Genomic DNA, 25714 nt, shown 5'->3' on the forward strand with positions numbered 1-25714 from the left:
AATTACTCACTACCTTGGTTGAATAAAAACTGCCCAATTAACTCTTCAAGTACAATGGCAGACTTAGTATCAGTGATTGAATCACCGTCACCTAACGCTTTACTGTCTACACCAAATAAATCATCAATTGCTTCGTCTTGCTTATTTTCGGTTACGACTTGACCTAAACAGCGTTGCTCTGCTGAATTAGGAGAAATAACAGGGTGGATACCTAGATACTGCTCACCTAAAATACCCGATGTTAAAATTGAGATTGAGCTCGTGTCTGAAAAACGACATAAATACTGTGCATCAATGGTCATATTAACCACTGGCAAGAACTCCTGTGGATGAACATAAATTGACTCTACTCGACCAATAACGACTCCGCCCACTTTTACTGGTGCACGTGCCTTTAATGACCCTATGTTTTCAAATTTAGCATTAAGTGTGTACGTCTCGCCTGAGCCGCTAATACCTGAATTGGCGACTTTAAGCGCAAGCATAGCAAACGCTAAAATTCCTAACGCCACAAAAAAACCAACTAAAATTTCTAATTTCCGTGAATTCATTATCTATACCCTATTAGCTGGTAAACATTACCGCTGTCAAAATAAAGTCAAACCCTAAAACCGCCAATGACGAATGAACAACCGTTTCGGTGGTTGCTTTACTGATCCCTTCAGAGGTCGGCACACAGTCATACCCTTTATAAAGTGCTATCCAAGTCACCACAATGGCGAATACAAAGCTCTTAATAATACCGTTTAGTATGTCTTGCTGAAACGATACTTGTGATTGCATAATTGACCAAAAACTACCCGTATCAACACCAAGCCAATCAACTCCAACTAAATGAGCACCAATAATTGCCACTGCTGAAAATATCACCGCTAGTAACGGCATACTTATAAAGCCTGCCCAAAAGCGCGGTGCAATAATTCGTTTTAGTGGATCAATTGCCATCATTTCTAATGATGATAACTGTTCTGTTGCTTTCATTAAGCCTATTTCTGCAGTAAGCGCACTGCCCGCTCGCCCTGCAAATAATAACGCTGTAACAACAGGCCCGAGTTCTCGTAATAAACTTAATGCCACTAATGGCCCTAAACTATCCTCTGCACCATACCCAACTAATACCGTATAGCCTTGTAATGCCAAGACCATACCGATAAATAAACCTGACACCATAATAATGAGCAAAGATTGCGAACCCACCATGTAGAGCTGACGAATAAGTAGAGGTGTACCCTTTTTAAAGTTAGGTACATTTACAAGTGCGCCAAAAAGCATATAAGTTGAGCGACCCAGAGCCGCAAAACGACCTAGCGTCTTATGCCCTAATTTTTGAAATAAATCCAACATTATGCTTTTTCTCCAAGCAACTCATCTGCATATGTTTGAGCTGGAAAATGAAAAGGCACGGGACCATCAGACAACCCTTTTAAAAACTGTTGCACTAAAGGAGACTCATGATTGCGCATTTCGTCAGGTGTTCCACAACCAATTACACCCTGATCAGCGATAATAATAACGTGGTCAGCAATACTCATTACCTCGTTAACATCATGGGTTACAATTAAAGAAGACAAACCAAGCACTTCGTTGAGTGACTTAATTAATTTAACCAACACCCCCATAGAAATAGGATCTTGGCCTGCAAATGGTTCATCGTACATTATAAGTTCAGGGTCGAGCGCAATAGCACGTGCCAGAGCTGCGCGCCTAGCCATACCTCCCGATAATTCAGAAGGCATTAAATCTTTCGCTCCGCGTAGCCCAACAGCTTGCAATTTCATTAGCACAACCAACCGAATTAGGTCTTCACTCAACTCAGTGTGCTCCCTAATTGGGAACGCTATATTATCGAATACCGACATATCAGTAAACAACGCACCACTTTGAAATAACATGCTCATTTTAGTTCGCGCTTCGTAGAGTTCTTTGCGCGACATATTTGGGATACTACCACTTTCAAATAAAATATCACCGGAGTCAGGCTTAAGTTGACCGCCAATTAAACGCAACATGGTCGTTTTACCAATTCCGCTTGGCCCCATAATCGCAGTGATTTTACCTTTAGGAACGCTAAAGCTCATATTTTTATATATGCTTCTATCGCCTCTCGAAAAGCTAACATCCTTGACTTCTACTATTGATTGCGACAAGTCGCTCTCCATAACAATGTTCACTAGTGCACCTATTTTAAAGCTTTTTTAACCAAGATGGAAAAAACAATTCGTAAGATTTTGTAATACACTTGCAAAAAGGAGTATAAGACTCGTTTATAACGGCTTAACTGCAGCTTAAGGTGCTGATATAAGCGCCTTAAAATATTATTCAACAAGTTATTGTAATTAGAGTTGACCTGACTCTTTTATTTATACTTTCACCTTTGCTTTTGTTACTATTCGCGCCATCTGTATTTTGAATAACTGGCTTAATATAATGGTTACCTCGTTTGTTATTTTAATTCTTGGTTTTGCGGCTCTTGTTTGGAGTGCAGACAGGTTTGTTTATGGCGCAGCGGCACTTGCAAAAAACTTTGGCGTACCAACCCTAATTGTAGGCTTAACTGTTGTGGCAATGGGTTCGTCAGCCCCAGAGATGATGGTTTCCGCTTCTGCAGCGCTCGCAAATAAAACAGATACTGCAGTTGGTAACGCTGTCGGTTCAAACATAACAAACATTCTACTTGTGTTAGGTATTACAGCGTTATTTAGACCTCTGTCTGTATCTTCAAGTACATTAAAACGCGAAATGCCACTGGTCTTGCTGATATCATTCGCTACCTGGTATATTTTTTCAGACAATTATTTTTCATTAGCCGAAGGTGTCGCCTTACTTATTGGCTTTATCGTGTTTATAGGCGGTTTGATTATTATTTCACTGCGCGCAAAAAACCAAGATGACCCATTTATAACAGAAGCCTGTGACGACGTACCTAACGATGTACCAACTAAAAAAGCGGTATTTTGGTTAGTTATTGGCATGGTTCTACTCCCTGTTAGCTCACATTTTTTAATTGGTTCCGCAGTCGACATAGCTAAATACTTTGGCCTAAGCGATCTAGTCATTGGCTTAACTATTATTGCCATTGGCACGAGCTTACCGGAGCTTGCAGCTTCAATTGCCGGTGTATTAAAAAATGAAGATGATTTAGCTCTAGGCAATATTGTTGGTTCAAACATTTTTAATATATTGGCTGTGTTACCGCTCGCAGGTATTATTAATCCATCCATTATCGATCCGTCAGTAGCGAGTCGAGATATACTCATTATGATTGGTGCAACATTTGCTCTTATCATCATGTCATTGAACTTTAGAGGCACCCAACGCATCAATAGAATGGAAGGTGGCTTATTGCTTATCGCATTTTTGGGCTACCAAGGGTACATTTTTAGTCAAGTAGGGTAAATAATGACGACGCTGAACTTTATCGAACAGGGTCTTCGCGTTCTCAATATTGAACGCCAAGCACTTAATGACATAGCGCAATATGTAGATGAAAATTTTCATCACGCATGCCAATTAATGTTTGACTGCGAAGGTCGAATTATTGTTATTGGCATGGGTAAATCAGGCCACATAGGTAATAAAATTGCAGCAACACTTGCAAGTACAGGAAGCCCTGCCTTTTTTGTACACCCAGGCGAAGCTAGCCATGGCGATTTAGGAATGATCACCAAAAACGATGTTGTCATGCTTATTTCAAACTCAGGTGAGACGAGTGAAGTTTTAAATATTATCCCTGTTTTAAAACGCCTTGGTGCAAAAATAATCGCCATGACAGGCAATACTAAATCGACCATGGCAACACATGCAAATGTACATGTATGCATTAAAGTAGAAAAAGAAGCATGCTCTTTAGGGTTAGCACCAACGGCGAGCACTACAGCGACTCTTGCTATGGGCGATGCGATGGCAGTGGCTCTGTTAGAAGCTCGTGGTTTTACCGCCGATGATTTTGCGCTTTCTCACCCTGGGGGCAGTTTAGGCAAACGATTATTACTAACCTTAAAAGATGTTATGCACAGCGGCGCAAATACACCTATTATTAGCGTCTCACAAACCGTAAAAGATGCACTTATTGAAATGTCAGCCAAAGGCCTTGGTATGACAGCCATTGTTGATAAAAGTAATCAGCTAGTGGGATTATTTACCGACGGTGATTTACGCCGTATTTTAGAGCAAAGACTAGATATTCATACAACACAAATAGACCTTGTTATGACTAGGTCATGCACAACAGCTACACAAGATATTTTAGCTGCTGAAGCGCTTAATATAATGGAACACAAACGTATAAATGGCTTGATTGTTGTTAATGAGCAAAACCAGCCTATTGGCGCACTAAATATGCAAGACTTATTAAAAGCAGGAGTATTATAAATGCAATTTGAAGAACTCTATCAACCGCTGAGTGCTGATGCAAAAGCACGTGCTAAAAAAGTAAAACTACTTATATGCGATATTGATGGTGTATTTTCTGATGGCCGAATTTATCTTGGCAATCAAGGTGAAGAGCTCAAAGCATTTAATACAAAAGATGGTTTTGGCATTAAAGCGCTTATAAACAGTGGCTTTGAAGTGGCTGTTATTACTGGTCGCCATTCGCAGATAGTGCAACAACGTATGACCAGTTTAACAGTACAACATATTTATCAAGGTCAAGAAAACAAGCTTATTGCTTACGAAGAGCTAAAAAACAAGCTTCACCTAAGTGATGATCAAATTGCCTACATTGGTGATGATGGCCCCGATATGCCGGTAATGGAATTAGTCGGGTTTGCCGTTGCAGTTAACGATGCTCACCCACTAATCAAGCGTTTATCACATTACACGACACAGATGCTGGGTGGTTTTGGCGCAGTGAGAGAACTAACCGACTTACTTATGCTAGAGAACGACAAACCACTTACTAGCAAAGGTACTAGTTCATGAATACAGCGCGCATAATTTTAAGCGTTTTATTCATCAGCTGTATGGTTTGGCTTTGGTACCCTTATTTTGCACAAACAAATATGACAGCTCAGGTTGAAGCTGAAGTTATCGCTAAGCCTGATTATATTGCTATTGAGCTAAAACAAACGGCCTATGATGAAAATGGTAAAATTAATCATAAAGTTACAGCTGCTAAAATGGAATTATATCAACAGTTAGGCTTTACCTTTTTTGAAAAGCCCATTTTCACCTTATATAACGAAAAACAAACATGGCGAATAAATGCAGACGAAGCAACGTTATATGAAGGAAAACAATTAATTTTAGAAGGTAACGTGGTTGCCAAGAATCTTACTGATAATGCAATGATAGACAAGATTAATGCGGATAATATTCAAGTAGATATAAAACTACTCACGATGCGTTCAGAGCAACCCGTTATTGTTACGGGACCCAATTTAAAGATCACCGGTAAAGGCCTTGAAGCCGATTTAAAAACTGAAGTGATAAAACTTATTAACCATACGCGAACTATATATTATGACCAATAAAATTTCAAAAATACTTATTATTCCGACACTTATACTAGCTTTCAACCTTAGCGCTGCTGAACAAGCGATTCAACCTGCAGCGAATCAAATATCAATAAGTGCCGACAAACAAGAAGGCCAATTAAAAGAAAACGTCGGAATTTTTGAAAAAAATGTTGAGATTATTCACGGCAACCGCCGTATTACAGCCGACCGTTTAGAAGTACATAAACGTGATGAATTAGGCGATAATAAACAGCTACTAATTGCAACTGGTAGCCCTGCATATTTCGAAGAAAAACAAACTGACGGCACTATAATGAGCGCCAGCGCAAACGAAGTTCGTTATGATGTAGCTAAACGATTTTTAACCCTTATTGGCGATGCACAAGTATCGCAAGCGGGTCAAAAAATAAATGCCAAGAGTATTACTTACGATATACAACAGCAATTAATTAGCGCTGAAAAAGACGAAAACTCAACCGATCGTGTGCATACTATTTTAGTACCTATTGAGACTAAAAAAGAAAAAAACGATAAAGGTCAGCCATGAGTACATTAAAAGCAGAACTATTAGCTAAAAGTTATAAAGGCCGTGAAGTTGTAAAAAATGTAGGTCTGGAAGTAAAGGCTGGCAGCATAGTCGGGTTACTTGGCCCTAATGGTGCAGGTAAAACCACAACGTTTTATATGATTGTAGGCCTTGTACCTAGTGATAAAGGCAAGATTTCTATCGACGATAACGATATTACTCTTTTACCTATGCATAGTCGTGCTAGATTAGGCATTGGTTACTTACCCCAAGAATCATCAATTTTTAGAAAGCTTACTGTTTATCAAAACTTAATGGCTATTTTAGAAACACGTAAAGAGCTAAATAAGCAAGCAAGAGAAGACACACTTAACAATTTATTAGATGAATTTAGTATTCAGCACATTCGTGATAGCCAAGGTATGGCATTATCAGGAGGCGAGCGTCGCCGAGTTGAAATAGCGCGAGCACTAGCCGCTGATCCTAAATTTATATTGCTTGATGAGCCTTTTGCTGGTGTTGACCCTATTTCAGTGTTAGATATAAAGAAAATAATAGAACATCTTAAAAATCGTGGTATTGGTGTGTTAATTACCGACCATAATGTAAGAGAAACTCTTGATGTTTGCGAAAAAGCCTACATAGTTTCTCATGGTGAGTTAATTGCATCAGGCACTCCAGAACACGTATTAAACGATAAAACAGTACGTGATGTTTATTTAGGCGAGCAATTTAGGCTGTAACATTTACGCCATGTCTTTAAGCATCTGCTAGTATTAATTATAACAACATAAAAGGATTGTTAGAGATACATGAGGCAATCATTACAGCTGCGCATGGGCCAGCAACTTACAATGACTCCACAGCTGCAACAAGCAATTCGCCTGTTGCAACTCAGTACATTGGATCTCCAGCAAGAAATACAAGAAGCACTCGACAGCAACCCCCTATTAGAGGTTGAAGAGCAAGATTACGCCGAAGATTCTGCTGGTAAAAACGAGCAAAAAGCAGATAACGACGATGTCACTGTTAGCGCAAATGCTGATGATGTTCCGAGCGAATATGAGCAAGACAGTGGTGAAGCACTTGCTAAAGATACGCTAAGTGATGAAATGGCTATGGATGTTAGTTGGGATGAATATATGAGCGCAGCCCCAGCATCATCATCAGGACCAATGCCTGAAGATGAATCTATATACCAAGGCTCCTCAACTGAAACGCTCCATGAATACCTAATGTGGCAACTACAACTGACTCCCTTTAGTCCTACCGATGAAGCGATTGCGATTGCGATTGTTGAAGCCGTCGATGATTCGGGTATTTTAACACTGAGCTGCGAAGAAATTTTAGAAAGTTTTAATCAAGAGAACGAAGAAGACAACGAAGTTGAACTTGACGAAATAGAAGCTGTTTTAAAAAGAATTCAATTGTTTGACCCTGTTGGTATTGCAGCACGTAGTTTACAAGAATGCTTATGTATTCAGCTGAACCAATACGATAAAGAAACACCCTATATTAATGAAACAAAAATGATTTTAACCGAGCACATTGATCTATTAGCTGCTCGCGACTATCGTACATTAATGAAAAAAACAAAGCTCAAAGAAGAAGAGCTTAAAGAAATAATGACTTTAATACATACTCTTAGCCCAAAACCGGCGGATACTATAGTTAGAGAAGAATCTGAGTATGTAATTCCTGATGTATCGGTGAAAAAAATAAAAGGTCGCTGGGTTGTTGAACTAAACCCAGATAGCATGCCTAAAATCAGAGTCAACAGCCAATATGCAGCAATGTCACGCACCGTTAAATCAAGTGGTGATAGCCAGTTTATTCGCTCGCATCTACAAGAAGCTAAATGGTTTATTAAAAGTTTAGAAAGTAGAAACGATACACTATTAAAAGTAACTAATTGTATTGTTAAGCAACAACAAGGTTTTTTTGAGCATGGCCCAGAAGCCATGAAACCAATGGTTTTAAATGATGTAGCAGAAATGGTCGAAATGCACGAATCAACTATTTCACGCGTAACAACTCAAAAATATATGCATACACCTCGCGGTATTTTTGAGCTTAAATATTTTTTCTCAAGCCATGTAAGTACTGAAAATGGAGGCGAATGCTCATCAACAGCAATACGCGCTCTCATTAAAAAATTAATCGCAGCAGAAAACTCAGCAAAACCATTGAGTGATAGTAAAATTGCAGATATATTAGCTGAGCAAGGAATAAAAGTAGCGAGACGTACAATCGCAAAGTATCGCGAATCTCTAGCTATTCCACCGTCAAATCAGCGAAAAAGTTTGATTTAAGACGCTAAACAAAGAGGGTAATGCTTATGCAACTAAACTTAACTGGTCGTCACGTAGAAGTAACTGATTCATTAAGAGATTATGTAAATACCAAATTTGCGAAGCTAGAAAGACACTCAGATCATATTAATAATGTTCATGTCATTCTTGATATAGAAAAATCAAACCAAAAAGCTGAGGCAACGATTCATGTAAGTGGAGCTGAGTTATTTGCCTCTACTGAACATCAAGATATGTACGCCGCCATTGACTCGCTGATTGACAAGCTCGATCGCCAAGTTATTAAACACAAAGAGAAGCTTGCTCGACACTAATATTATGAAATTAAGTTCACTTATATGCCAGGACTGCAGCAGAGCTGCGGTCCTTTTTAATAGTAAAAAAAGAATTTTAGAGTTCATCAGTCAACTTGCTCATGACAAGCTTCCATATCTTTCTCAACAAGATATTCTCAGCGCCTTAATGAATAGAGAAAAACTGGGAAGCACTGGTATAGGAAGAGGTATTGCAATCCCTCATGGGCGAATGAGCGGTGCAGAAGAGCCTTTAGCACTCGTATTAGTAAGCGAAACACCTATTAATTTTGATGCAATAGATAATCGCCCTGTTGATATATTTGTTGCTCTCATCGTACCTGATGGCGATAACCAGCAGCACTTAAAGACGCTCGCAACGATAGCTGATAAACTAAATAATAAAGATTTTTGTAAACAGTTACGCAGCGCAAAATCAGATACTGAACTGTATCAAGTTATTGTAGAACAATCGTAATTAACATAATGGGTGATAAATGGAATTAATTATCATAAGTGGCCGTTCCGGTTCTGGAAAATCGGTTGCTTTACGCGTAGTTGAAGATTTAGGTTATTATTGCGTAGATAATATTCCAATTAATCTGCTACCTTCTTTAGTGAGAAGTGTATCTGATAACTACGACAAAATTGCAGTTAGTATTGATGTCCGTAATTTACCAAAAGAGCAAGATGAATTTAACGATATCCTTGAATACTTACCTGGCTTTGCTAAACCGACTCTGTTTTATCTAGACAGTGAGGATCAAACATTAATTAAACGTTTTTCTGAGACTCGCCGTCTACACCCGTTATCAGTTGACTCATTACCTCTTGATTTAGCTATAAAAAAAGAAAAAGAACTACTCGATGTTCTCACTACTCGCGCTGACTATATGATCGACACGAGTGATTTAAGTGTTCATCAACTTGCTGAATCAATTCGTGAAAAAATTCTGGGTAAAAAAGATAAACAACTCATTGTTACTTTTGAGTCATTTGGCTTTAAACACGGCATTCCTAAGGAAGCTGATTATGTCTTTGATGCACGCTTTTTACCGAACCCACATTGGGAGCCAGAATTAAAACCTTTAAATGGCTTAGACCAACCCGTAAAGGATTACTTAGCCAGCCACAGCATTGTCCAAAAGTTCACTTGGCAAATTCAAACTTTTGTACAAACATGGTTGCCACATTTAGAGCGAAATAACCGTAGCTACTTAACTATTGCTATAGGTTGTACTGGTGGGCAACATCGCTCAGTATATTTAGCACAAACGATTGGTGAAAGTTTTTCGATGACACATCCAAATGTAAAAATCCGCCATAGAGAACAAGAAAAATAACTCATTCAAAATAATCATCTGTTCAGCTTAGGTAGAGTAACTTATGCGTTTAGAAGACACTTTTTTAATAAAAAATAAATTAGGACTTCATGCAAGAGCCGCTACAGTATTAGCGCAACTTGCAATTAAATTTGATGCCTCAATCATGATATATCAAGATGATAAAGAAGCGCCTGGGGACAGTGTATTGGCTTTAATGCTACTGGAAAGCAGTCAAGGAAAAGAGGTAAAAGTAGTGTGTGAGGGCCCTGATGCCGAACAAGCTTTACATGCCGTTGGTCAATTGATAGCACAACGCTTTAATGAAGAAGAATAGCACTTAGCTAAAAACCGAAACTAAGATAAACTAAATGTGGTTAATTACCCCATTAATAAACCTCCCTATCCATAGTTATATAAAAATCAATAAGGACGCCAATGCCTGAAGCTTTTGAACAAGACTATCCACTACAACAATTAAAACAAGTGACAAAGTCGCTTAACAGTGGTCAATTTGTTCAAGTTAGGCGGATGTTAGCAAAAACAGCTCCTTGTGATACCGCATTATTATTAGAGTCATCGCCGCATAAAATTCGCCGACTACTTTGGCAATTGGTTGACCCTGATGTACAAGGTGATGTTCTTGAAGAGCTTTCCGAAGATGTTCGTTTAGGCATTATTGCCCAAATGGAACCTGAGCACATTGCAGCCGCAACTGAAGACATGGGCCACGATGACTTAGGTGAAGTACTCCGTAGTTTACCAGACACCGTTTATAAAGACGTTGTCAGCGCGATGGATATTCAAGACCGTGAGCGTGCAACACAAGCACTTTCATATCAAGAGCGTTCAGCTGGCGCGCTAATGAACACCGATACGGTAACCATTCGTCCTGATGTAACGCTCGATGTTGTACTTAGATATATTAGGCTACGTGGGGAGCTACCAGAAGGTACAGATGACCTATATGTTGTTGATAAACACAACTGTTTTATAGGCGCTCTATCACTGAGTACGTTATTAACGAACCCACCTGAAAAAATTGTTCGCGATTTGATGGATGAAGATTGTGAATCAATCCCAATTTCAATGGATGAAAGTGAAGTCGCGCAACTATTTGAGCGCCATAATTGGATATCAGCACCTGTTGTGGATGATAACGATCAATTACTTGGTCGTGTCACTATCGATGATATTGTTGACGTAATTCGAGAAGATGCAGAGCATAGTTTACTAGGCTTAGCCGGTCTAGATGATGAAGAAGATACCTTTGCGCCAGTACTAAAAAGCTCTAAAAAACGCTCAGTTTGGTTAGGTGTCAATTTACTAACCGCACTTGCAGCTGCCTTTGTTGCTAGCTTTTTTGAAGGAACACTAGATGTTTTACCTATTTTGGCGGTACTAAACGGTATTGTCCCTTCTATGGGTGGCGTTGCAGGAAGTCAATCGTTAACGCTTGTTATACGCGGTATTGCGGTAGGCCATATAAACCAAACAAACCAACGTTTTTTAATGATGAAAGAACTTGCCATTGGTGCGTTAAACGGTATTTTGTGGTCATTATTAATTGCAGGTGTTATTGCCCTATGGCAATGGGACTTTATGCTTGGTGGTGTACTTGCCTTCGCTATGTTTATGAACTTAGTCGTGGCTGGTGTGGCTGGCGCAAGTATTCCAATAATACTTAAAAGAATGAATATAGACCCCGCACTTGCAGGGAGTGTGGTGCTAACCACTGTGACAGATATTGTTGGTATATTCGCCTTTTTAGGAACTGCTACCTGGTTGCTGGTATAAATTAGAATTTTTTGCAAATAACTAAAGTAAAAAATACTTAGGGTAAAGCAGCAATTATGACAACGAATATCAAGAATAAAAAAGTGACACCCAAAAAAACGCTAAAACAAAAAAGCGTATCCATATTAAAAAGTGTATTGGTATATAGCTCTATATTTTTCGTCATTTATACCGCCGTCAATTGGTGGCGGCAACCTGTCATGCCAGCAAATCCTCAATTACAATTAACAGATTATAAAGGGCAAAACATTGATCTAGCAGCAATGAGCCAAGATAAACCAACCCTTGTGTATTTTTGGGGAACTTGGTGCTCTATTTGTAGTATTACCTCCCTGCCATAAACGAACTCGCAAACGAGAATAATTATCCTGTCGTGAGCATCGCAATAAAATCAGGTTCTGATCAAGAACTACATAACTATCTAAATGATCATGGCTACAGTTTTACGACCGTCAACGATCAACACAGTGAGATATTTACCGCTTGGCAAGGGCAAGTCACGCCATCTTATATAATCTTAAAAGATAATAAAATGACGCAAGGGCTAACAGGTATTCAGCCGTTATGGTCACTTAAATTACGTTTGTGGTTATCATCAACGTTATAAGGAAGAACTGACTGCAAATATATAGGCACTAAATACGCGCAGCTCAAAGAGGGGCTCTAAAAGCTCACTCTTTATCATCTACAATAATATTGATAATAAAGAGCAAGGTTAACTCAACTTACGTATTACGAAGGCTGAAAAGCGCGTATCGCAATTAAACTAATAACTGGCAGATTGAATTACTAACGTGTACTTTGACGATTACCACCTACTTTTGGTTTAGTGTTTGCCTTTTTAAATTGGCTAAAACCGGTATGTCGCGTTAATGCTGGTCGCCCGCCTTTTTTACCGCCTTTACCTATTTTTTCATCACGCCCTTCTTCTGGCACTAAACAGTTAGGCCCTTTACCAATTAAATTAGCTTTACCCATTTTACGTAGTGCTTCACGTATCATCGGCCAACCTGCTGCATCATGGTAGCGTAAAATAGCTTTATGCAATCTACGTTGGCGAGCGCCTTTAGGTACTGGAACAACTTCTGAGTTGTTTTTTATATTACGTAAAGAGTTCATCTCTGTATGGTAAATAGTCGTCGCATTAGCCATAGGTGATGGGTAAAAATTTTGTACCTGATCAAGCTTAAAGTCGTTTGATTTAAGCCATAAAGCCATATTTACCATGTCTTCATCTTTTGTACCTGGGTGAGCAGATATAAAGTAAGGAATTAAATACTGCTTTTTACCGGCTTCTTTAGAGTACTTATCAAATAGTTCTTTAAATTGATCGTACGCTCCCATACCTGGTTTCATCATTTTTGATAATGGACCATCCTCTGTATGCTCTGGCGCTATTTTTAAGTAGCCACCCACATGATGAGTTACTAACTCTTTAACGTAACGAGGGTCGCGTACAGCTAGGTCATAACGAACACCTGAAGCAATCAATACCTTTTTAATACCCTTAACTTCACGTGCTTTTTTATACAAATCTATTGTTGGCGTATGATCTGTATCCATGTGTTTACAAATATCAGGATATACACATGATAAGCGTCTACAGGTACTCTCTGCCTTTTTGCTCGTACAGCGCAGCTTATACATATTCGCCGTTGGACCACCTAAATCAGAAATAACACCAGTAAAGCCGGGAACTTTATCTCTAATTTGTTCAATTTCTTCAATAATAGATTCTTGCGAACGACTTTGAATAATGCGCCCTTCATGCTCTGTAATTGAGCAAAACGAACAACCACCAAAACAGCCACGCATAATATTAACTGATGTTTTAATCATATCGTAAGCAGGTATTTTAGCATCACCATAACTTGGGTGAGGAATACGCTGATACGGCAAACCAAATACAGCATCCATTTCATGTGTTTCTAACGGGTATGCTGGCGGGTTTACCCAAATAGAACGATCGCCGTGTCGCTGAAACAGCGCTCTTGCACAACCAGGATTTGTTTCTTGATGCAAAATGCGCGAGGCGTGGGCGTACAAAGGTTTGTTAACACTTACTTGCTCATAAGCAGGTAACTTAACGTAGGTTTTTTCCCACGGTTTAGGTCGCGCAGGCTGAACCATAATTGGTTTTGCAGCTTCAGCTTTTAAATCAATACCGGCTTGTTTAAATTCAGATTTACTACAGCCAACATCATCCGCGCCATATGGGTTTGGAATAGGGTCGATTTTACCAATTTTATCAATAGCGGTAGAATCACTGCCACGCCAACCAGGTAGGGGCTCTTTTCGAATAACAGCCGTGCCGCGAATATCCTGAATCGTATCCATCGTTTCGCCCGCCGCAATACGGTGTGCAACTTCAACTAACGGGCGCTCTGCGTTGCCATAAATTAAAATATCCGCTTTTGCATCAAACAAAATACTACGACGTACTTTTTCTTGCCAATAATCATAATGAGCAATACGACGAAGGCTAGCTTCAATACCACCAATAACAATTGGGATACCTTTGTATGCTTCACGGCATTTTTGCGAGTAAATCATTACGGCACGATCGGGGCGTTTACCGCCGACGTTATCAGGTGTGTAAGCATCATCATGACGCATACGCTTTTCGGCAGTATAGCGGTTGATCATTGAATCCATGTTCCCAGCTGTTACACCAAAAAATAAATTCGGTCTGCCTAGCTCCATAAATGCATCTTTAGAGTCCCATGCTGGCTGGGCAATAATGCCCACTCTAAAGCCTTGCGCTTCAAGTACACGGCCAATTACCGCCATACCAAAACTAGGATGATCAACGTACGCGTCGCCACTGATAATAATTATGTCGCAGCTATCCCAGCCAAGTGCATCCATTTCTTCACGTGTAGTAGGTAAAAATGGCGCGGTGCCATAACATTCAGCCCAATATTTAGGGTATGAAAATAAGGCGCGCTTAGCTTTGAGTGTGCTCATAAATTTAGCCGTAGAATAACAAAAGGCGCGAATTATACCTTATAGCATTGTTTATATATACAACATTACAATGTGTGATGTGGCTTTAGCTGTAAAATCATAATTTAACTTTAATTATTTTGCTTATTAATAAACTCAATTAATTCGTGCTCAGGCATCGGCTTGGCATACATAAACCCTTGCACCTCATCGCACCCTAAATCTTTCAAAAATTTAGCTTGTTCCTGCGTTTCTACTCCTTCTGCAATCGTTTTTAAACCCAACTTAGCACCAAGTGATATAATCAAAGCAGCTATTGCACCTGTGTCATCATTTGGTAAACCTTTAATAAACGCCCTATCTATTTTTAATCTATCAATTGGTAAACTCTGGATATAACTTAAAGATGAAAAGCCTGTACCAAAATCATCAATAGCCACCTCAACACCTAATTTTTTGAGTTCTTGGAGTGTATTAATGACAGTTTCTAACTCATCCATAACCACACTTTCAGTTACTTCCAACTCTATATTTTTTGGCTGCACACCATATTTTAATAATGTATTTTTAACGGTTTGTGCATACCCTTTTACTTTAAATTGTGGAACAGATACATTTACTGCAATGCAAATATCTGCGCCGGCACTTTCCAATCGTTTTTGTTGCTGGCATGCTTGCTCTAATACCCATTGTCCTATATCAACTATTAGCCCTGCATCTTCAGCTAAGGGAATAAATACAGCAGGTGAAATATAAGTGCCATTTTCTAAAGGCCAGCGCAAAAGCGCCTCACAGCCAATTAATGATAGATCATTAAACGCCAATTGAGGCTGATACCACACCTCTAGTTTATTTCTAGCAAAATCATGCCTTAGTTGCCTAATAATACCGAGTCGCCATGCAATGGCGTCCTCCATATCAACGCAGTAATAAACACCTTCTTTATGTTTATTCTTTTTAGCTTGATTAAGCGCAATATAAGCTACTTTGAGGGTTTCAATACCTGTACTTTGAAAATCTTGCTGTTGACATAAACCAATTTTAAACCCCACCGGTAATATATGCTCTGCAGCACAAAATGAAATACTAAGTTTTTCGTTAAAGTCTGTAATATTAAATTCATTTTTAAGGATAACAAAACCAAATACATCAGCCCCAATACGTGATAGTAATTTAGCTGTTGGGTAAATTTCCTTTAAACGCTCAACAATAGCAATTAATAACTTATTACCAACCTCTTGCCCTAAACCATTATTAACATCCGAAAAATTCATTACATCAAGTAAAACAAGAAGGTAGTCATTTTTTTGTGGTTTTTGATAGCGCTCTATTCGCTCAATAAAATTAGTTCGATTGGAAATACCTGTCAGTACGTCTCTGTAAGCCGCATCTCTCAACTTAACAAATAGCCTAACGTTATCTAAAGCAATGCTTACATTTGCAAAAAATATTTCTGCAAATTGCAATTGAGTACGCGTTATCACTTCGTCGCATTCAATATAAATGGCTGCTTTTCTGTGCTTACTTCTTAAAACAAATGTAGCGCTAGTATCTGTATATTGATGTTTTTTTTGACTAAAAGACGCTTCTACTTCATTGTATATCCGACTATCAACCTCAGCTAAATTTTCTCCAAAGTATGTTTCATAGCGCGTGCAACCACCCAAGACTTGAATGTAATTATTACCATCTAGTTTGCTGCAAATTAAGCCTTTATCCGGACACTGTAAAATAACACTTAAGTGCTTTATAATTCTTCTGCACAGTACTTTTATGTCGGTCTGTCCTAAAATAGACTTCGAAGCCGATAAAATAGAGTCCATTGCTTTATGCTGGTACTCTAATTGGCCAATTTGTTCATATGAGCGAATTGCGGTAATTAAAGAGGTGACGAGCTTAGAACGTGTTAATTCCGTTTTTGTTTTATAATCATTGATGTCATATTCACGAGTTACTTTTTCTTCAGGTATGCTACCGGCTTGCCCCGTACGTAAAATAATCCTAACATGTTGGTTATTAAGCTCCTCACGGACCCGCCTTACAACCTGCAAACCTGCATCATCAGTTTCCATTATCACATCTAAAAAAATGACTGAGATTGAGTTTTTTCGAGATAATATAGCAATAGCTTCAGCACCAGAATAAGCATCATGAAATCGAAATCCAGCTCCTTTGTATTCCAACCCAGAGAGAGCTAATTTAGTTACAGAATGAATAGCAGGATCGTCATCGACGATTAAAATATCCCAACAATCAGAAGGCTCTGAGATGACTTCATCATGGTCTTCTTTTAAAAATAAAAAACCGCTCGATTCTGATGACATTCATGCTCCTATTAATAACAAGCAAAAAAACAACCAACTTAAAAACAATAACTTAGTAAAAATAACAGCTCAACATTCTCGTTAACACCTTAGTTAGGATTAGATTGTTTGAACTTCTAAGTTTACAGCTTTAGATTTAGATTTTGGTTTACAACTCTACTCATACTATAGTCTACTAATGGAAAGTTGTTATATTTTAAGTAAATAATTCAGTTAAGGCCTAATTATTAAATTATTAAAAACACTGTTAAAATGTCTCTTAATTTTGTTACTCACTATTATTATTATTGGCTTAATGCTTCCTCAAAACTATAGCGTCAATAAGACTATCGAAGTGAATGCAAGTATTCCTACTATCAAATCATTAACAACCGATTTTGATGAATGGCATAAATGGTCTCCTTGGCAACAAGTCGATCCATCCATTAAATTTGCAGTTAGTGAACCAAGTGCTGGTATTGGAGCTCATCAATCATGGATCAGTAAATGGGGGCATGGTGAGATGACAATTACTGCATTAAATGATCGTAAGATGGTATTTAATACCTTATTAAATAATGAACATATCGTACAAGGCACATTGACGTTTACAACTAATAGTAACAACAGTGTAAATGTAGAGTGCCATATTGAAGGGCAAGCAACGACAATACTTGTTTCTGGTTACATGGCTATATTTAGCGAATATGTGCTCAATAATACAATTGCATTAGGGCTAAATAATTTAAAAACAGTTGCTCAACTAAGTGATATACAAAATGTAATGGAAAGTCATGACAGTCAAAACAGCACAAGCAAGAATTAATCTCGCAAACATCATAGAATCATTACTTGGTTACTCTATAACCAAGGTAGGAAGTAATGGCGCACTCTCAAACGATGAAAAAAACTATAACCCACAGGGGAGAATAAGACCGCTGTACCATATTAGTAGCGATAATTCAGTTTTAGCTCGCGCTCAAAAGCGACAAGATTTACTACTTATTAAGCAACAGCAAAATATTGAAACAATCTTAGCGATGGCAATGGCGTTTTGTCCCGATGTCGCAAGTAGCAAACAACCTGATGCGGATTGGGTAGAGCACTTTATTGGGCTCTGTGAAGACACCTCAAACGAATCAATGCAAACATTATGGGCAAAAATACTTACAGGCGAAACCCTTAATCCTGGAACATTTTCAATTAAGAGCCTGCAAACACTTAAGCACATGACTCAGCGCGAAGCCGATGCATTACAAAAATGTGTATCACTAAGTAGCTATAACGAAAAAGACGACAGTCACTTTATTTTACTCGGATTTTATAAAAAACCATCGATTTTTGATTTACTACGCAAAGGCAATAAAGTATCTCTAAATTTAGGAAAAACAGGTATCAGCTTTCCTGACATTTTAACTTTAATGGATCTTAACTTATTGTATCGAAAAGAAATTGAATCAGCCGTGTTAAAATCAGGGCAAGAACTTACGCTTTCATTTTTTCTCAAAAAGTAACGTTAAAAGCAACAAGTAATGATTTAGTACTGAGTTATTACAAATTCACTCAAACGGGTGATGAGCTATCTAAACTAATAAACGTTCCAGTAAATAAAGTGTATAAACAATTAATAAATAGTGCATTAGAAGTAGAATTTGATTTAGCGTGGCATGCTACTAAGTAGTAAACCACGCTATAAAATCACTCAACTAGTTATCAAGTGAGTAATTAAAAGTGAATCTGAATACCTGCAAATGGGCCAGATGCATCGATATCTGTAGTAATATTATCTACATCATCAAGTTCTAGTACCATGGAGCGATATCCAGCTTTAACTGCAACATCAATCGCTAGGTTATCAATAAATTCCCACGCAATACCCACTTGGTAATCTTGTACTTTACTATCGTCTATAGCCAAAAAGCTACCTTCAAAAAACACACTTAAACCAGTAAATGGCAGGCCGGCTTCTGCACGACCATAAGCAAGTGGTACAAAACCTGAAAAATCAACGGTTTCAGTAAAGTTAGTGTTGCCACTTTGAGTAGTACCCGTTACAGCAATCTCACCATCAAACTGTTTCGCATTCAAACCTAAATCAATAGAGATTAAGTCGTTATCAAAAATTTCGTAATACAGAATATAATCAATGTGTGTTAGATCGCTAATTGAATTCACTGTCGTACCAACCACATAGTCTGAACCATTAAAGCTAAATGTATCAGTTAAAACTGCAGAACCGTTTAGTTCAAGTTCGGTATACTTTAATTTAATATTAGGTACTAACGGTACTGGGTGCTCAAGGGCTGCGTAATAACTTATAAATGTTTCATCTTCAAAATTGAAATCTTGAGATGCATTATTTTTATAAGAAAACTGACCATCATTACCTGATTTCCAGCCATCAACCCCTACATATAAACCTAATAAAGTGTCAGCGTGTGCTGCAGGTGCGAAACATGCCATTGAAAGGGCTGCTGCTAAACAATACTTTTTCATTTTTTATCCTTGAGCTAGTAGTTCGCTAAGTTCGATTAAAGCCGCATTGGCTCTAGAAATATAATTTGCCATAACTAAGGAGTGATTAGCCACATAGCCAAAACCATTCCCATTTAAAATTATTGGGCTCCACACCGTTTCTTGGGTTGCCTCAAGTTCACGTATTATTTGTTGCACACTAACACGAGCATTTTTCTTCTCAAGTACATCTGCAAAGTCATACTCTACCGCTTGTAAAAAGTGTAACAACGCCCAAGTTGCGCCACGAGATTCATAAAAAACATCATCAATTTTTAGCCAAGGTGTTCTGACTTGCTGTTGTAATGGTGCAAGAGTCGCTTGTTTATTTGACGAATTTCCAGCTAAATCAGTATTCACTTTTTCTTGGCCGACACTGGCACTTAAACGTTGGCTTAAGCTACCTAAGCGCTTTTCCGCTTCTTTTAACCAACTACGTAGATTATCAGCTCGCGCATAAAATTGGCTATCACGTTCGTGCTGATTCGCTATTTGTGTACGATAAACGACTAGATAATCAATTCCTTTTTGATACTCTCCCTCCGCGCTTGGCCATGCCCACGCTTCAGAGCTTATATTAAACTGTGGCTGTGCTTTTCTAAGTGCTTCATGCTCTGTTGATTGCGATTGTGAACGGCTAAAATCTTTTCGCATAGAAAGCGCTAAATCACGCGTCATTTCTAACGCACCATATTCCCACGCTGGCATGTCATCCATAATAATACTTGGCGGTATAACATCATTCGATAAATAACCACCCGGTTTATTTAGTATCGTACTCGCTACCTCAATAAGCGTTGCCGTTGTTGTATAACCTGTAACTATTTTTTCATTACGTAACTGCGCTTGCTCTTTTGCATTAGCGACAACATCAAAACGTGCCGGTTCAGTACTCCAATAAACAGCAATTGCGTAAAATATGATAAGCAGTAAAACAATTGTTCCTGCTATTTTTCCTTTATGTTGCGACATGTGTACTCCTAATGATGAGCGTGTTGAGTAGATGGTTTTGACTGCTTAGCTTGCGTTTCAAGCGACACCACTTGAGCATTAGTAAACAAGCGGTTACCGTCACTAAAATATAGCGTGAGTTTACGTTCTTGCCCTACTCTTAATGGCTCTAATGGTTCAAATGCCATTAAATGATAACCGCCTGGTTGGAAGCTGACACTTTCATGCGCTTTAATTACAACCGATTCAACTTGTTGCATTTTCATCATGCCGTCTACATGTGAATGCTCGTGAATTTCCACACGCCCTAAGCCATCAATCGTTGCCTTAGTTAAAGTGGCGTTTGTTCCACTGTGATTAATAAGCGTTAAATAGCCTACAGTTGCAGTACTGGCGGGTAAAAACTCCCTCACTTGCGCGTTAGTTACTTCGAGTACAGCCACATCAGAACCATGCTCGTGCCCTGAATGCGCCGCCAATGATGACGTAAATAAACCTAACATTAACGCTGAAGCCATCGAAAAAAACTGCTTTGTCATCATTTCATCCCTAGTGAAAACATTAAATTACAAGCTAAATTTAACATAGTTAACCCATAATAGTCAGTCAAATTAAGGATTAAGAGGCTACTTTTTTGTTATCAGCAACAAGCCAACACAACACTGCAACAAATAGTAACGGCCATGCAATCATTATTGATCCGAATAAAAACGCTAAAACAGTCCCAGCTAATGCCACAACACCCGCTCCAACTAATCCCATAGTAATTAAAGCCACTACCGCAACCACAGCAACAATTGCGGCCAAAGCACCTACAAGCTCGAGCCCTGCCCAGCTAATATCAGCAATCCATAATGGTAACTGCCAAGAATCAACATGCACAAACGCTATTAAATCAGTAAACAGTAATAAATAGATAAATACACATACGGCCAAAGCTTTCATAGTAATTCTCCTTATACCAACCGGCTTATATATGGGTCTATTTAACGATAAGAAAATTGCGCTATAACTAGGCAAAAATTTTTATATCTAGTTGTTCTAAATAAAAAATTCAACAACGTTATAGAGTGATTTAATTCGTTAAATTGTTCAAATATTTATGCCTGTTGGTATTAATAATCTTTATTTTCAAGGCAGCAATGCGCTATAAAATAACCAAGTGCAATTGCAAACGGAAAACTCAAAAATAATAAAATAGTAACTAGGCGGGTTGTCCATACTGGAAAGTCCAATCTATGTGCTAAACCACTACAAACACCCGATATTTTTTTATTCAAAGTATCTTTATACCAACCTCGTTGACGATTAAAGCTGTTCATAGCAATCTCCTAAGCAGTGTGTTTTAAATTAGTATTTAAGTTCGCTTTTAAGCGAGCCAGTTCAGCATCAATTTTTTCATTTTTAACTAACGACTCAATTTGGGCACTGGTAGAGCTTGCTGTATCAGTCAGCTCATAAGCCTCTACTTGAGCTTCAATGCCTTCAACACGCTGCTCTATTTGTTCAAAACGAGACAACGCATGGGCAACTTTATCACTTTGTAATTGCGTATTAATTCGCTCTCTAGCAATAACAACATGATGACGTTGCATTAACTGAGCTTGCTTTGTTTTAGCCATAGCCATTTTTTGCTGCAAGCGTTCACAATCAACCTTAATTTTTGCAATAGACTCTTGCAATGTTTCTAGTTGATTTTGCTTATTTTCAATGCTTTCGTTAACGCGTTGCTTCTCAAGTAAGGCTGATTTAGCAAGGTCATCACTGCCCTTCTCAACCGCACGTTCTGCTTTAATTTGCCAAGCTGCTAATTCTGTTTTTTTAGTATCAATTTGGCGATTAATTACTTTCTCTTCACACAATAAAGCGGCTGCTGTACTACGACACTCATTCAATGCATCTTGCATCTCGGTAAGCATTAGGTTTAAAAGTTTTTCAGGGTCTTCAGCTTTATCAAGCATGGCGACAATGTTTGATTGAATTACATCATTTACGCGGTTAAATATTCCCATGGTATTCTCCTGTTGATTTTTAATTAATTTCAACAAGAAGATTCCAAGAGTTGTGCCAAGTTCATAAAAACAATGAAAAACAGCCTAATATCAACAATATAATTAATAAACCATTAAATTTTTAGTGACTTTAAGCTGAATAGCATTGAGTGTAATTAGCCAATAAATTATGCTTTTGACTAATTTTTAGGATCAAAAAAGCCACTTGAAAGTGGCTTAAATTTAGAATTTTTAAAGCTTAGTTTTATTCGGGTACAAAGCTTAATGCTTTATCCATTACTGATAAATCGGCTTGCTTACCGTGACCACTTTCAGAAAGGTGGCGTCTAAAACCTCGCGCGCCAGGCTGCCCCTGAAAAATACCGAGCATGTGACGTGCAATATGCCAAAAATTAGCACCCAAACGCATTTCTTCTTCAATATAGCTGTACATTGAGCGTACTACATCGTGGCGTGATTGCGTGTTTGCAGTATCACCATAAATTTTCTCATCAACGTCATTGAGCATAAATGGGTTACTGTAAGCTTCACGCCCAATCATTACACCATCAATATGTTGTAAATGTTCTAGGCTCTGCTCAATTGTTTTAACACCGCCATTTAGGCTTAAGTCTAGCTGCGGATAATCTTTTTTAAGTTGGTAAACACGTGGGTAATCAAGCGGTGGAACTTCACGATTTTCTTTTGGACTTAAACCATTGAGCCATGCTTTACGAGCATGAATAATAAAATCATCACACCCTACTTTATGCGACGCCTCAATAAGCGCACACAAAAACTCATACGAATCTTGCTCATCAATACCAATACGTGTTTTAACGGTAACAGGGATGCTTACTTCGTTTTTCATTGCTGCAACACACTCAGCAACTAATTGAGGCTCTGCCATTAAACATGCGCCAAATCGGCCATTTTGAACTCTGTCTGACGGGCACCCTACATTTAAATTTATTTCGTCATAGCCACGCTCACCTGCTAGCTTTGCACATTGCGCAAGCGCTTTAGGATCAGAGCCACCAAGTTGCAGCGCAACTGGGCCTTCGTGTTTATTAAAATGTAAGTAATCGCCTCGACCAAATAAGATAGCCCCTGTGGTTATCATTTCGGTATAAAGCACAGTGTGTTTAGTCATTTTGCGATGAAAAGTACGACAATGACGATCAGTCCAATCAAGCATTGGGGCTACAGAAAAGCGTCTATCCAAAGTACATTTATTCAAAGCAAACCTCAGGGTATTAAGTTATTAAGCACAGCTTAAAAGGCGCTGTATTTTACACAAAAGCCTAGCGGGCATCAATGCAAAGCAAACACCTAAAAACTAAAATAATGAGCTACACCATTTAAAAGACAATCGGTGTAGCCGAGCTTAAAATAAACCATATGGCTCTACTAATAAATTTACGCAAATATCATTAATTTGTGTACACGACAGTCATTAAACTAATACCACTGCCCCAAGACAATTACATAACCCATAAAATCATTAATTATCAAAGAAATATACATCTTTAAATTAGTAATGATGTTACCGAATTGCCACACTTCCATTGCTTCTATATAAAAACATAATTTAAACTTTAAATTTATTCAAATTAACTCTTAAATTAGCAATATATCGGGCGATACTTTCATTTGCTTCTGACGTATTTTTTGCTCCTGTAGATGTTTCTATTGCAATATCAGTAATATTAATTAAATTTTGATTTATTTCGCTTACAACAGCAGACTGCTCTTCCGCTGCGGTAGCAATCTGTAAGTTTAGGTCCGTAATCTCATTAACAGCAATGGCTGAGTTGGCAAATATTTCTGACGTTTCAGTACTTTTTTTAAGGCATTCGTCAGCACTACTAATCCCTTTATTCATACTAACAACCGCATTTTTCGCCTCACTTTGTAAGCGAGTAACCAGCCCTTGTATATCAACAGTTGAGACCTGTGTTCGTTGAGCAAGTGCCCTGACTTCGTCCGCTACAACAGCAAAACCTCTACCAGTATCACCAGCACGAGCGGCTTCTATTGCAGCATTTAAAGCGAGTAAATTGGTTTGTTCGGCAATACTCTGTATTGTATCTAAAACGCTGCCGATATTATTTGTTTCTGTAACAAGGCACTCAATTACGGTACTTGCTTCATCTATTTCTTTAGCTAAACGCTGAATAACAACTTTTGCCTCAGAAGCTTCTGCCTTGCCCTTTAATACACGCTCTTTGACTGCTTCTGTTACATCAGAAGCATTCTGGGTATTACTCGCAACTTCTAAAGCTGTACAGTTCATTTCTTCTACTGCTGTTGAAACCATTTCGGTTTCAGCTCTTTGCTTTTCAACATTAACTACCGTTTCCTGCATAACAGTTATGGCAAACTTTGATGAGTCGTCTAATTGCGATAAATGTATATTAGCTTCATTTATTGTTTCTCTTAGCATTGATAAAAATTTGTTGAACGCTCTTGCTGTATCGCCAGTTTCATCGCCGGCGCTTTCATCAAGCTTTAACGTTAAATCGCCATCGCCATCAGCTATTTCAACTAATCTATTTTTTAGCATATTCACAGGCAAAGCGATTGCTCTGCTAATCATATATGACAAAACAACACCCACAATAACGGAGAAGATAAATATATAAAGAATAAGGTTAATACCTTGCTTTTCATCATTTTCAGCTTGCAAAGCTGAGTTTAAAGTAAACTGCTGGATCTGAGAGAGTAAAGCTATAAGTTTTTCCTCAAATTTATCTTCTGCGACTTCTATTAACTTTATTTTATCATCCAAGCTGCCAACGGATTGCGTTTTAGTGGCCTCAATAATGTCATTAATATTCAGAGAAATACTTTGGTATTCTTTATTTAAAAGCTTCAGGTCACTCGCTAGCGAAGTAAAACTCGCTTTTGCCTCTTCACTGTGTAAATAATCAATAGAATCGGTGACAAATTTTTCTGACTTATTAAATTCACTTTGAATTTTTTGCGTTAATGACGTGAGTTTATTCTCGATTTCTTCATTGGCTTTACCTGGTTCTAAACTTGCGTGTAATAAAGCTCGCTGAAAAAATATCGTTTGTTCTAATTTGTGCTCAGACATTGTAGTAAGCATGTTGCTGAGCGGAATATCTCGCTCAGCTATATCAACCAGCTCTATACCAATTTTGTTCATTTGTGTTAAAGATATAATCCCAATTACCGCCATTAAAAATATTTGTGATATTCCTAGGCAGTATATTTTACTTGTAATAGATAACTTATTTAACATTTTAGACCCCTTCATATTTTAGGCTTAAACCT

At 38.2% G+C, this 25714-nt stretch carries 28 protein-coding genes and 1 pseudogene; 16 read left to right on the forward strand and 13 right to left on the reverse strand.

The window, feature by feature from the left end; translation table 11 throughout:
* Nucleotides 1–2 precede the first annotated feature (2 nt).
* Genes mlaD through P4S65_RS01020 form a run of 3 tightly spaced genes read right to left on the reverse strand, consistent with a single transcriptional unit; the run spans nucleotide 3 to nucleotide 2159 of the window.
* Nucleotides 3–551: an outer membrane lipid asymmetry maintenance protein MlaD gene (gene mlaD, locus P4S65_RS01010; RefSeq protein WP_008135833.1), complete on the reverse strand. Its 549-nt coding sequence runs from the start codon at nucleotides 549–551 to the stop codon at nucleotides 3–5.
* A 13-nt stretch (nucleotides 552–564) separates the two neighbouring features.
* Nucleotides 565–1344 carry a lipid asymmetry maintenance ABC transporter permease subunit MlaE gene (gene mlaE / locus P4S65_RS01015; RefSeq protein WP_007378308.1) on the reverse strand — a complete coding sequence of 260 codons (780 nt, stop codon included), beginning with the start codon at nucleotides 1342–1344 and terminating at the stop codon, nucleotides 565–567.
* Entirely contained in the window at nucleotides 1344–2159 is an 816-nt protein-coding gene (locus P4S65_RS01020) for an ATP-binding cassette domain-containing protein (protein ID WP_096794137.1), read from the reverse strand. Before P4S65_RS01020 ends, mlaE begins: the two co-directional genes overlap by 1 nt.
* A 268-nt stretch (nucleotides 2160–2427) precedes the next feature.
* Between P4S65_RS01020 and P4S65_RS01025 the strand changes: the two genes are divergently transcribed.
* From P4S65_RS01025 to P4S65_RS01090, 14 genes are all read left to right on the forward strand, one after another.
* Nucleotides 2428–3396 carry a calcium/sodium antiporter gene (locus tag P4S65_RS01025; protein ID WP_337119390.1) on the forward strand — a complete coding sequence of 323 codons (969 nt, stop codon included), beginning with the start codon at nucleotides 2428–2430 and terminating at the stop codon, nucleotides 3394–3396.
* Between the two features lie 3 nt (nucleotides 3397–3399).
* Complete coding sequence (locus P4S65_RS01030) at nucleotides 3400–4371, forward strand: KpsF/GutQ family sugar-phosphate isomerase (protein WP_096793715.1); 972 nt, start codon at nucleotides 3400–3402, stop codon at nucleotides 4369–4371.
* A complete protein-coding gene (gene kdsC, locus P4S65_RS01035; RefSeq protein ID WP_007378304.1) occupies nucleotides 4372–4923 on the forward strand; it encodes a 3-deoxy-manno-octulosonate-8-phosphatase KdsC in 552 nt (183 codons plus the stop codon).
* Complete coding sequence (gene lptC, locus P4S65_RS01040) at nucleotides 4920–5474, forward strand: LPS export ABC transporter periplasmic protein LptC (RefSeq protein ID WP_007378303.1); 555 nt, start codon at nucleotides 4920–4922, stop codon at nucleotides 5472–5474. Before kdsC ends, lptC begins: the two co-directional genes overlap by 4 nt.
* Nucleotides 5464–6006: a lipopolysaccharide transport periplasmic protein LptA gene (gene lptA, locus P4S65_RS01045; RefSeq protein WP_337119391.1), complete on the forward strand. Its 543-nt coding sequence runs from the start codon at nucleotides 5464–5466 to the stop codon at nucleotides 6004–6006. The genes lptC and lptA overlap by 11 nt, the downstream gene beginning before the upstream one ends.
* Nucleotides 6003–6728 carry an LPS export ABC transporter ATP-binding protein gene (gene lptB / locus P4S65_RS01050; protein WP_007378301.1) on the forward strand — a complete coding sequence of 242 codons (726 nt, stop codon included), beginning with the start codon at nucleotides 6003–6005 and terminating at the stop codon, nucleotides 6726–6728. Before lptA ends, lptB begins: the two co-directional genes overlap by 4 nt.
* Before the next feature lie 69 nt (nucleotides 6729–6797).
* Complete coding sequence (locus P4S65_RS01055; protein ID WP_007378300.1) at nucleotides 6798–8297, forward strand: RNA polymerase factor sigma-54; 1500 nt, start codon at nucleotides 6798–6800, stop codon at nucleotides 8295–8297.
* Between the two features lie 26 nt (nucleotides 8298–8323).
* Nucleotides 8324–8611, forward strand: a complete 288-nt coding sequence (gene hpf / locus P4S65_RS01060; RefSeq protein ID WP_337120720.1) for a ribosome hibernation promoting factor — start codon at nucleotides 8324–8326, stop codon at nucleotides 8609–8611.
* A gap of 4 nt (nucleotides 8612–8615) precedes the next feature.
* The gene (gene ptsN, locus P4S65_RS01065; protein WP_033015583.1) at nucleotides 8616–9068 is read left to right on the forward strand and encodes a PTS IIA-like nitrogen regulatory protein PtsN; all 453 of its coding nucleotides are present in this window, start codon (nucleotides 8616–8618) and stop codon (nucleotides 9066–9068) included.
* A 19-nt stretch (nucleotides 9069–9087) separates the two neighbouring features.
* Complete coding sequence (gene rapZ / locus P4S65_RS01070; RefSeq protein ID WP_007378297.1) at nucleotides 9088–9933, forward strand: RNase adapter RapZ; 846 nt, start codon at nucleotides 9088–9090, stop codon at nucleotides 9931–9933.
* Nucleotides 9934–9976: 43 nt separating this feature from the next.
* Nucleotides 9977–10249, forward strand: a complete 273-nt coding sequence (locus P4S65_RS01075) for an HPr family phosphocarrier protein (protein WP_033029547.1) — start codon at nucleotides 9977–9979, stop codon at nucleotides 10247–10249.
* A gap of 101 nt (nucleotides 10250–10350) precedes the next feature.
* A complete protein-coding gene (gene mgtE / locus P4S65_RS01080; RefSeq protein ID WP_007378295.1) occupies nucleotides 10351–11709 on the forward strand; it encodes a magnesium transporter in 1359 nt (452 codons plus the stop codon).
* 56 nt (nucleotides 11710–11765) lie between these two features.
* On the forward strand, nucleotides 11766–12050 hold the full coding sequence (locus P4S65_RS01085) for a hypothetical protein (protein WP_337119392.1): 285 nt from the start codon (nucleotides 11766–11768) through the stop codon (nucleotides 12048–12050).
* A gap of 32 nt (nucleotides 12051–12082) precedes the next feature.
* Nucleotides 12083–12316 carry a hypothetical protein gene (locus tag P4S65_RS01090; protein ID WP_337119394.1) on the forward strand — a complete coding sequence of 78 codons (234 nt, stop codon included), beginning with the start codon at nucleotides 12083–12085 and terminating at the stop codon, nucleotides 12314–12316.
* A gap of 182 nt (nucleotides 12317–12498) precedes the next feature.
* On the opposite strand, the gene P4S65_RS01095 is transcribed toward P4S65_RS01090, so the two are convergent.
* Together P4S65_RS01095 and P4S65_RS01100 are read right to left on the reverse strand one after the other, a co-directional pair.
* Nucleotides 12499–14676, reverse strand: a complete 2178-nt coding sequence (locus P4S65_RS01095) for a YgiQ family radical SAM protein (protein ID WP_007378293.1) — start codon at nucleotides 14674–14676, stop codon at nucleotides 12499–12501.
* A gap of 110 nt (nucleotides 14677–14786) precedes the next feature.
* Nucleotides 14787–16979 (reverse strand): GGDEF/EAL domain-containing response regulator, encoded by a 2193-nt coding sequence (locus P4S65_RS01100; protein ID WP_337119395.1) that lies wholly within the window; start codon nucleotides 16977–16979, stop codon nucleotides 14787–14789.
* 265 nt (nucleotides 16980–17244) lie between these two features.
* Between P4S65_RS01100 and P4S65_RS01105 the strand changes: the two genes are divergently transcribed.
* Both P4S65_RS01105 and P4S65_RS01110 read left to right on the forward strand, forming a co-directional pair.
* Nucleotides 17245–17784: a hypothetical protein gene (locus tag P4S65_RS01105; RefSeq protein ID WP_337119396.1), complete on the forward strand. Its 540-nt coding sequence runs from the start codon at nucleotides 17245–17247 to the stop codon at nucleotides 17782–17784.
* Nucleotides 17753–18639 (forward strand): annotated as a pseudogene (locus P4S65_RS01110) (TIGR03899 family protein). Before P4S65_RS01105 ends, P4S65_RS01110 begins: the two are co-directional and overlap by 32 nt.
* A 44-nt stretch (nucleotides 18640–18683) precedes the next feature.
* Here P4S65_RS01110 and P4S65_RS01115 read toward each other — a convergent pair.
* The 8 genes from P4S65_RS01115 to P4S65_RS01150 form a co-directional block, all read right to left on the reverse strand.
* The gene (locus P4S65_RS01115) at nucleotides 18684–19454 is read right to left on the reverse strand and encodes a TIGR04219 family outer membrane beta-barrel protein (RefSeq protein ID WP_337119397.1); all 771 of its coding nucleotides are present in this window, start codon (nucleotides 19452–19454) and stop codon (nucleotides 18684–18686) included.
* 3 nt (nucleotides 19455–19457) lie between these two features.
* Entirely contained in the window at nucleotides 19458–20444 is a 987-nt protein-coding gene (locus tag P4S65_RS01120; RefSeq protein ID WP_337119398.1) for a DUF2333 family protein, read from the reverse strand.
* 8 nt (nucleotides 20445–20452) lie between these two features.
* Nucleotides 20453–20962: a copper chaperone PCu(A)C gene (locus P4S65_RS01125; RefSeq protein WP_337120721.1), complete on the reverse strand. Its 510-nt coding sequence runs from the start codon at nucleotides 20960–20962 to the stop codon at nucleotides 20453–20455.
* Between the two features lie 79 nt (nucleotides 20963–21041).
* The gene (locus P4S65_RS01130) at nucleotides 21042–21368 is read right to left on the reverse strand and encodes a hypothetical protein (protein WP_007378285.1); all 327 of its coding nucleotides are present in this window, start codon (nucleotides 21366–21368) and stop codon (nucleotides 21042–21044) included.
* Nucleotides 21369–21538: 170 nt separating this feature from the next.
* A complete protein-coding gene (locus tag P4S65_RS01135) occupies nucleotides 21539–21745 on the reverse strand; it encodes a PspC domain-containing protein (RefSeq protein ID WP_337119399.1) in 207 nt (68 codons plus the stop codon).
* Between the two features lie 9 nt (nucleotides 21746–21754).
* On the reverse strand, nucleotides 21755–22435 hold the full coding sequence (locus P4S65_RS01140) for a PspA/IM30 family protein (protein ID WP_008135810.1): 681 nt from the start codon (nucleotides 22433–22435) through the stop codon (nucleotides 21755–21757).
* Nucleotides 22436–22679: 244 nt separating this feature from the next.
* Nucleotides 22680–23612, reverse strand: a complete 933-nt coding sequence (dusA, locus tag P4S65_RS01145; RefSeq protein WP_033029558.1) for a tRNA dihydrouridine(20/20a) synthase DusA — start codon at nucleotides 23610–23612, stop codon at nucleotides 22680–22682.
* A 393-nt stretch (nucleotides 23613–24005) separates the two neighbouring features.
* Complete coding sequence (locus tag P4S65_RS01150) at nucleotides 24006–25682, reverse strand: methyl-accepting chemotaxis protein (protein ID WP_337119400.1); 1677 nt, start codon at nucleotides 25680–25682, stop codon at nucleotides 24006–24008.
* Nucleotides 25683–25714 lie beyond the last annotated feature (32 nt).

Origin of the sequence: Pseudoalteromonas sp. B131b (assembly GCF_037162545.1) — a bacterium.
Lineage (GTDB): Bacteria > Pseudomonadota > Gammaproteobacteria > Enterobacterales > Alteromonadaceae > Pseudoalteromonas > Pseudoalteromonas fuliginea.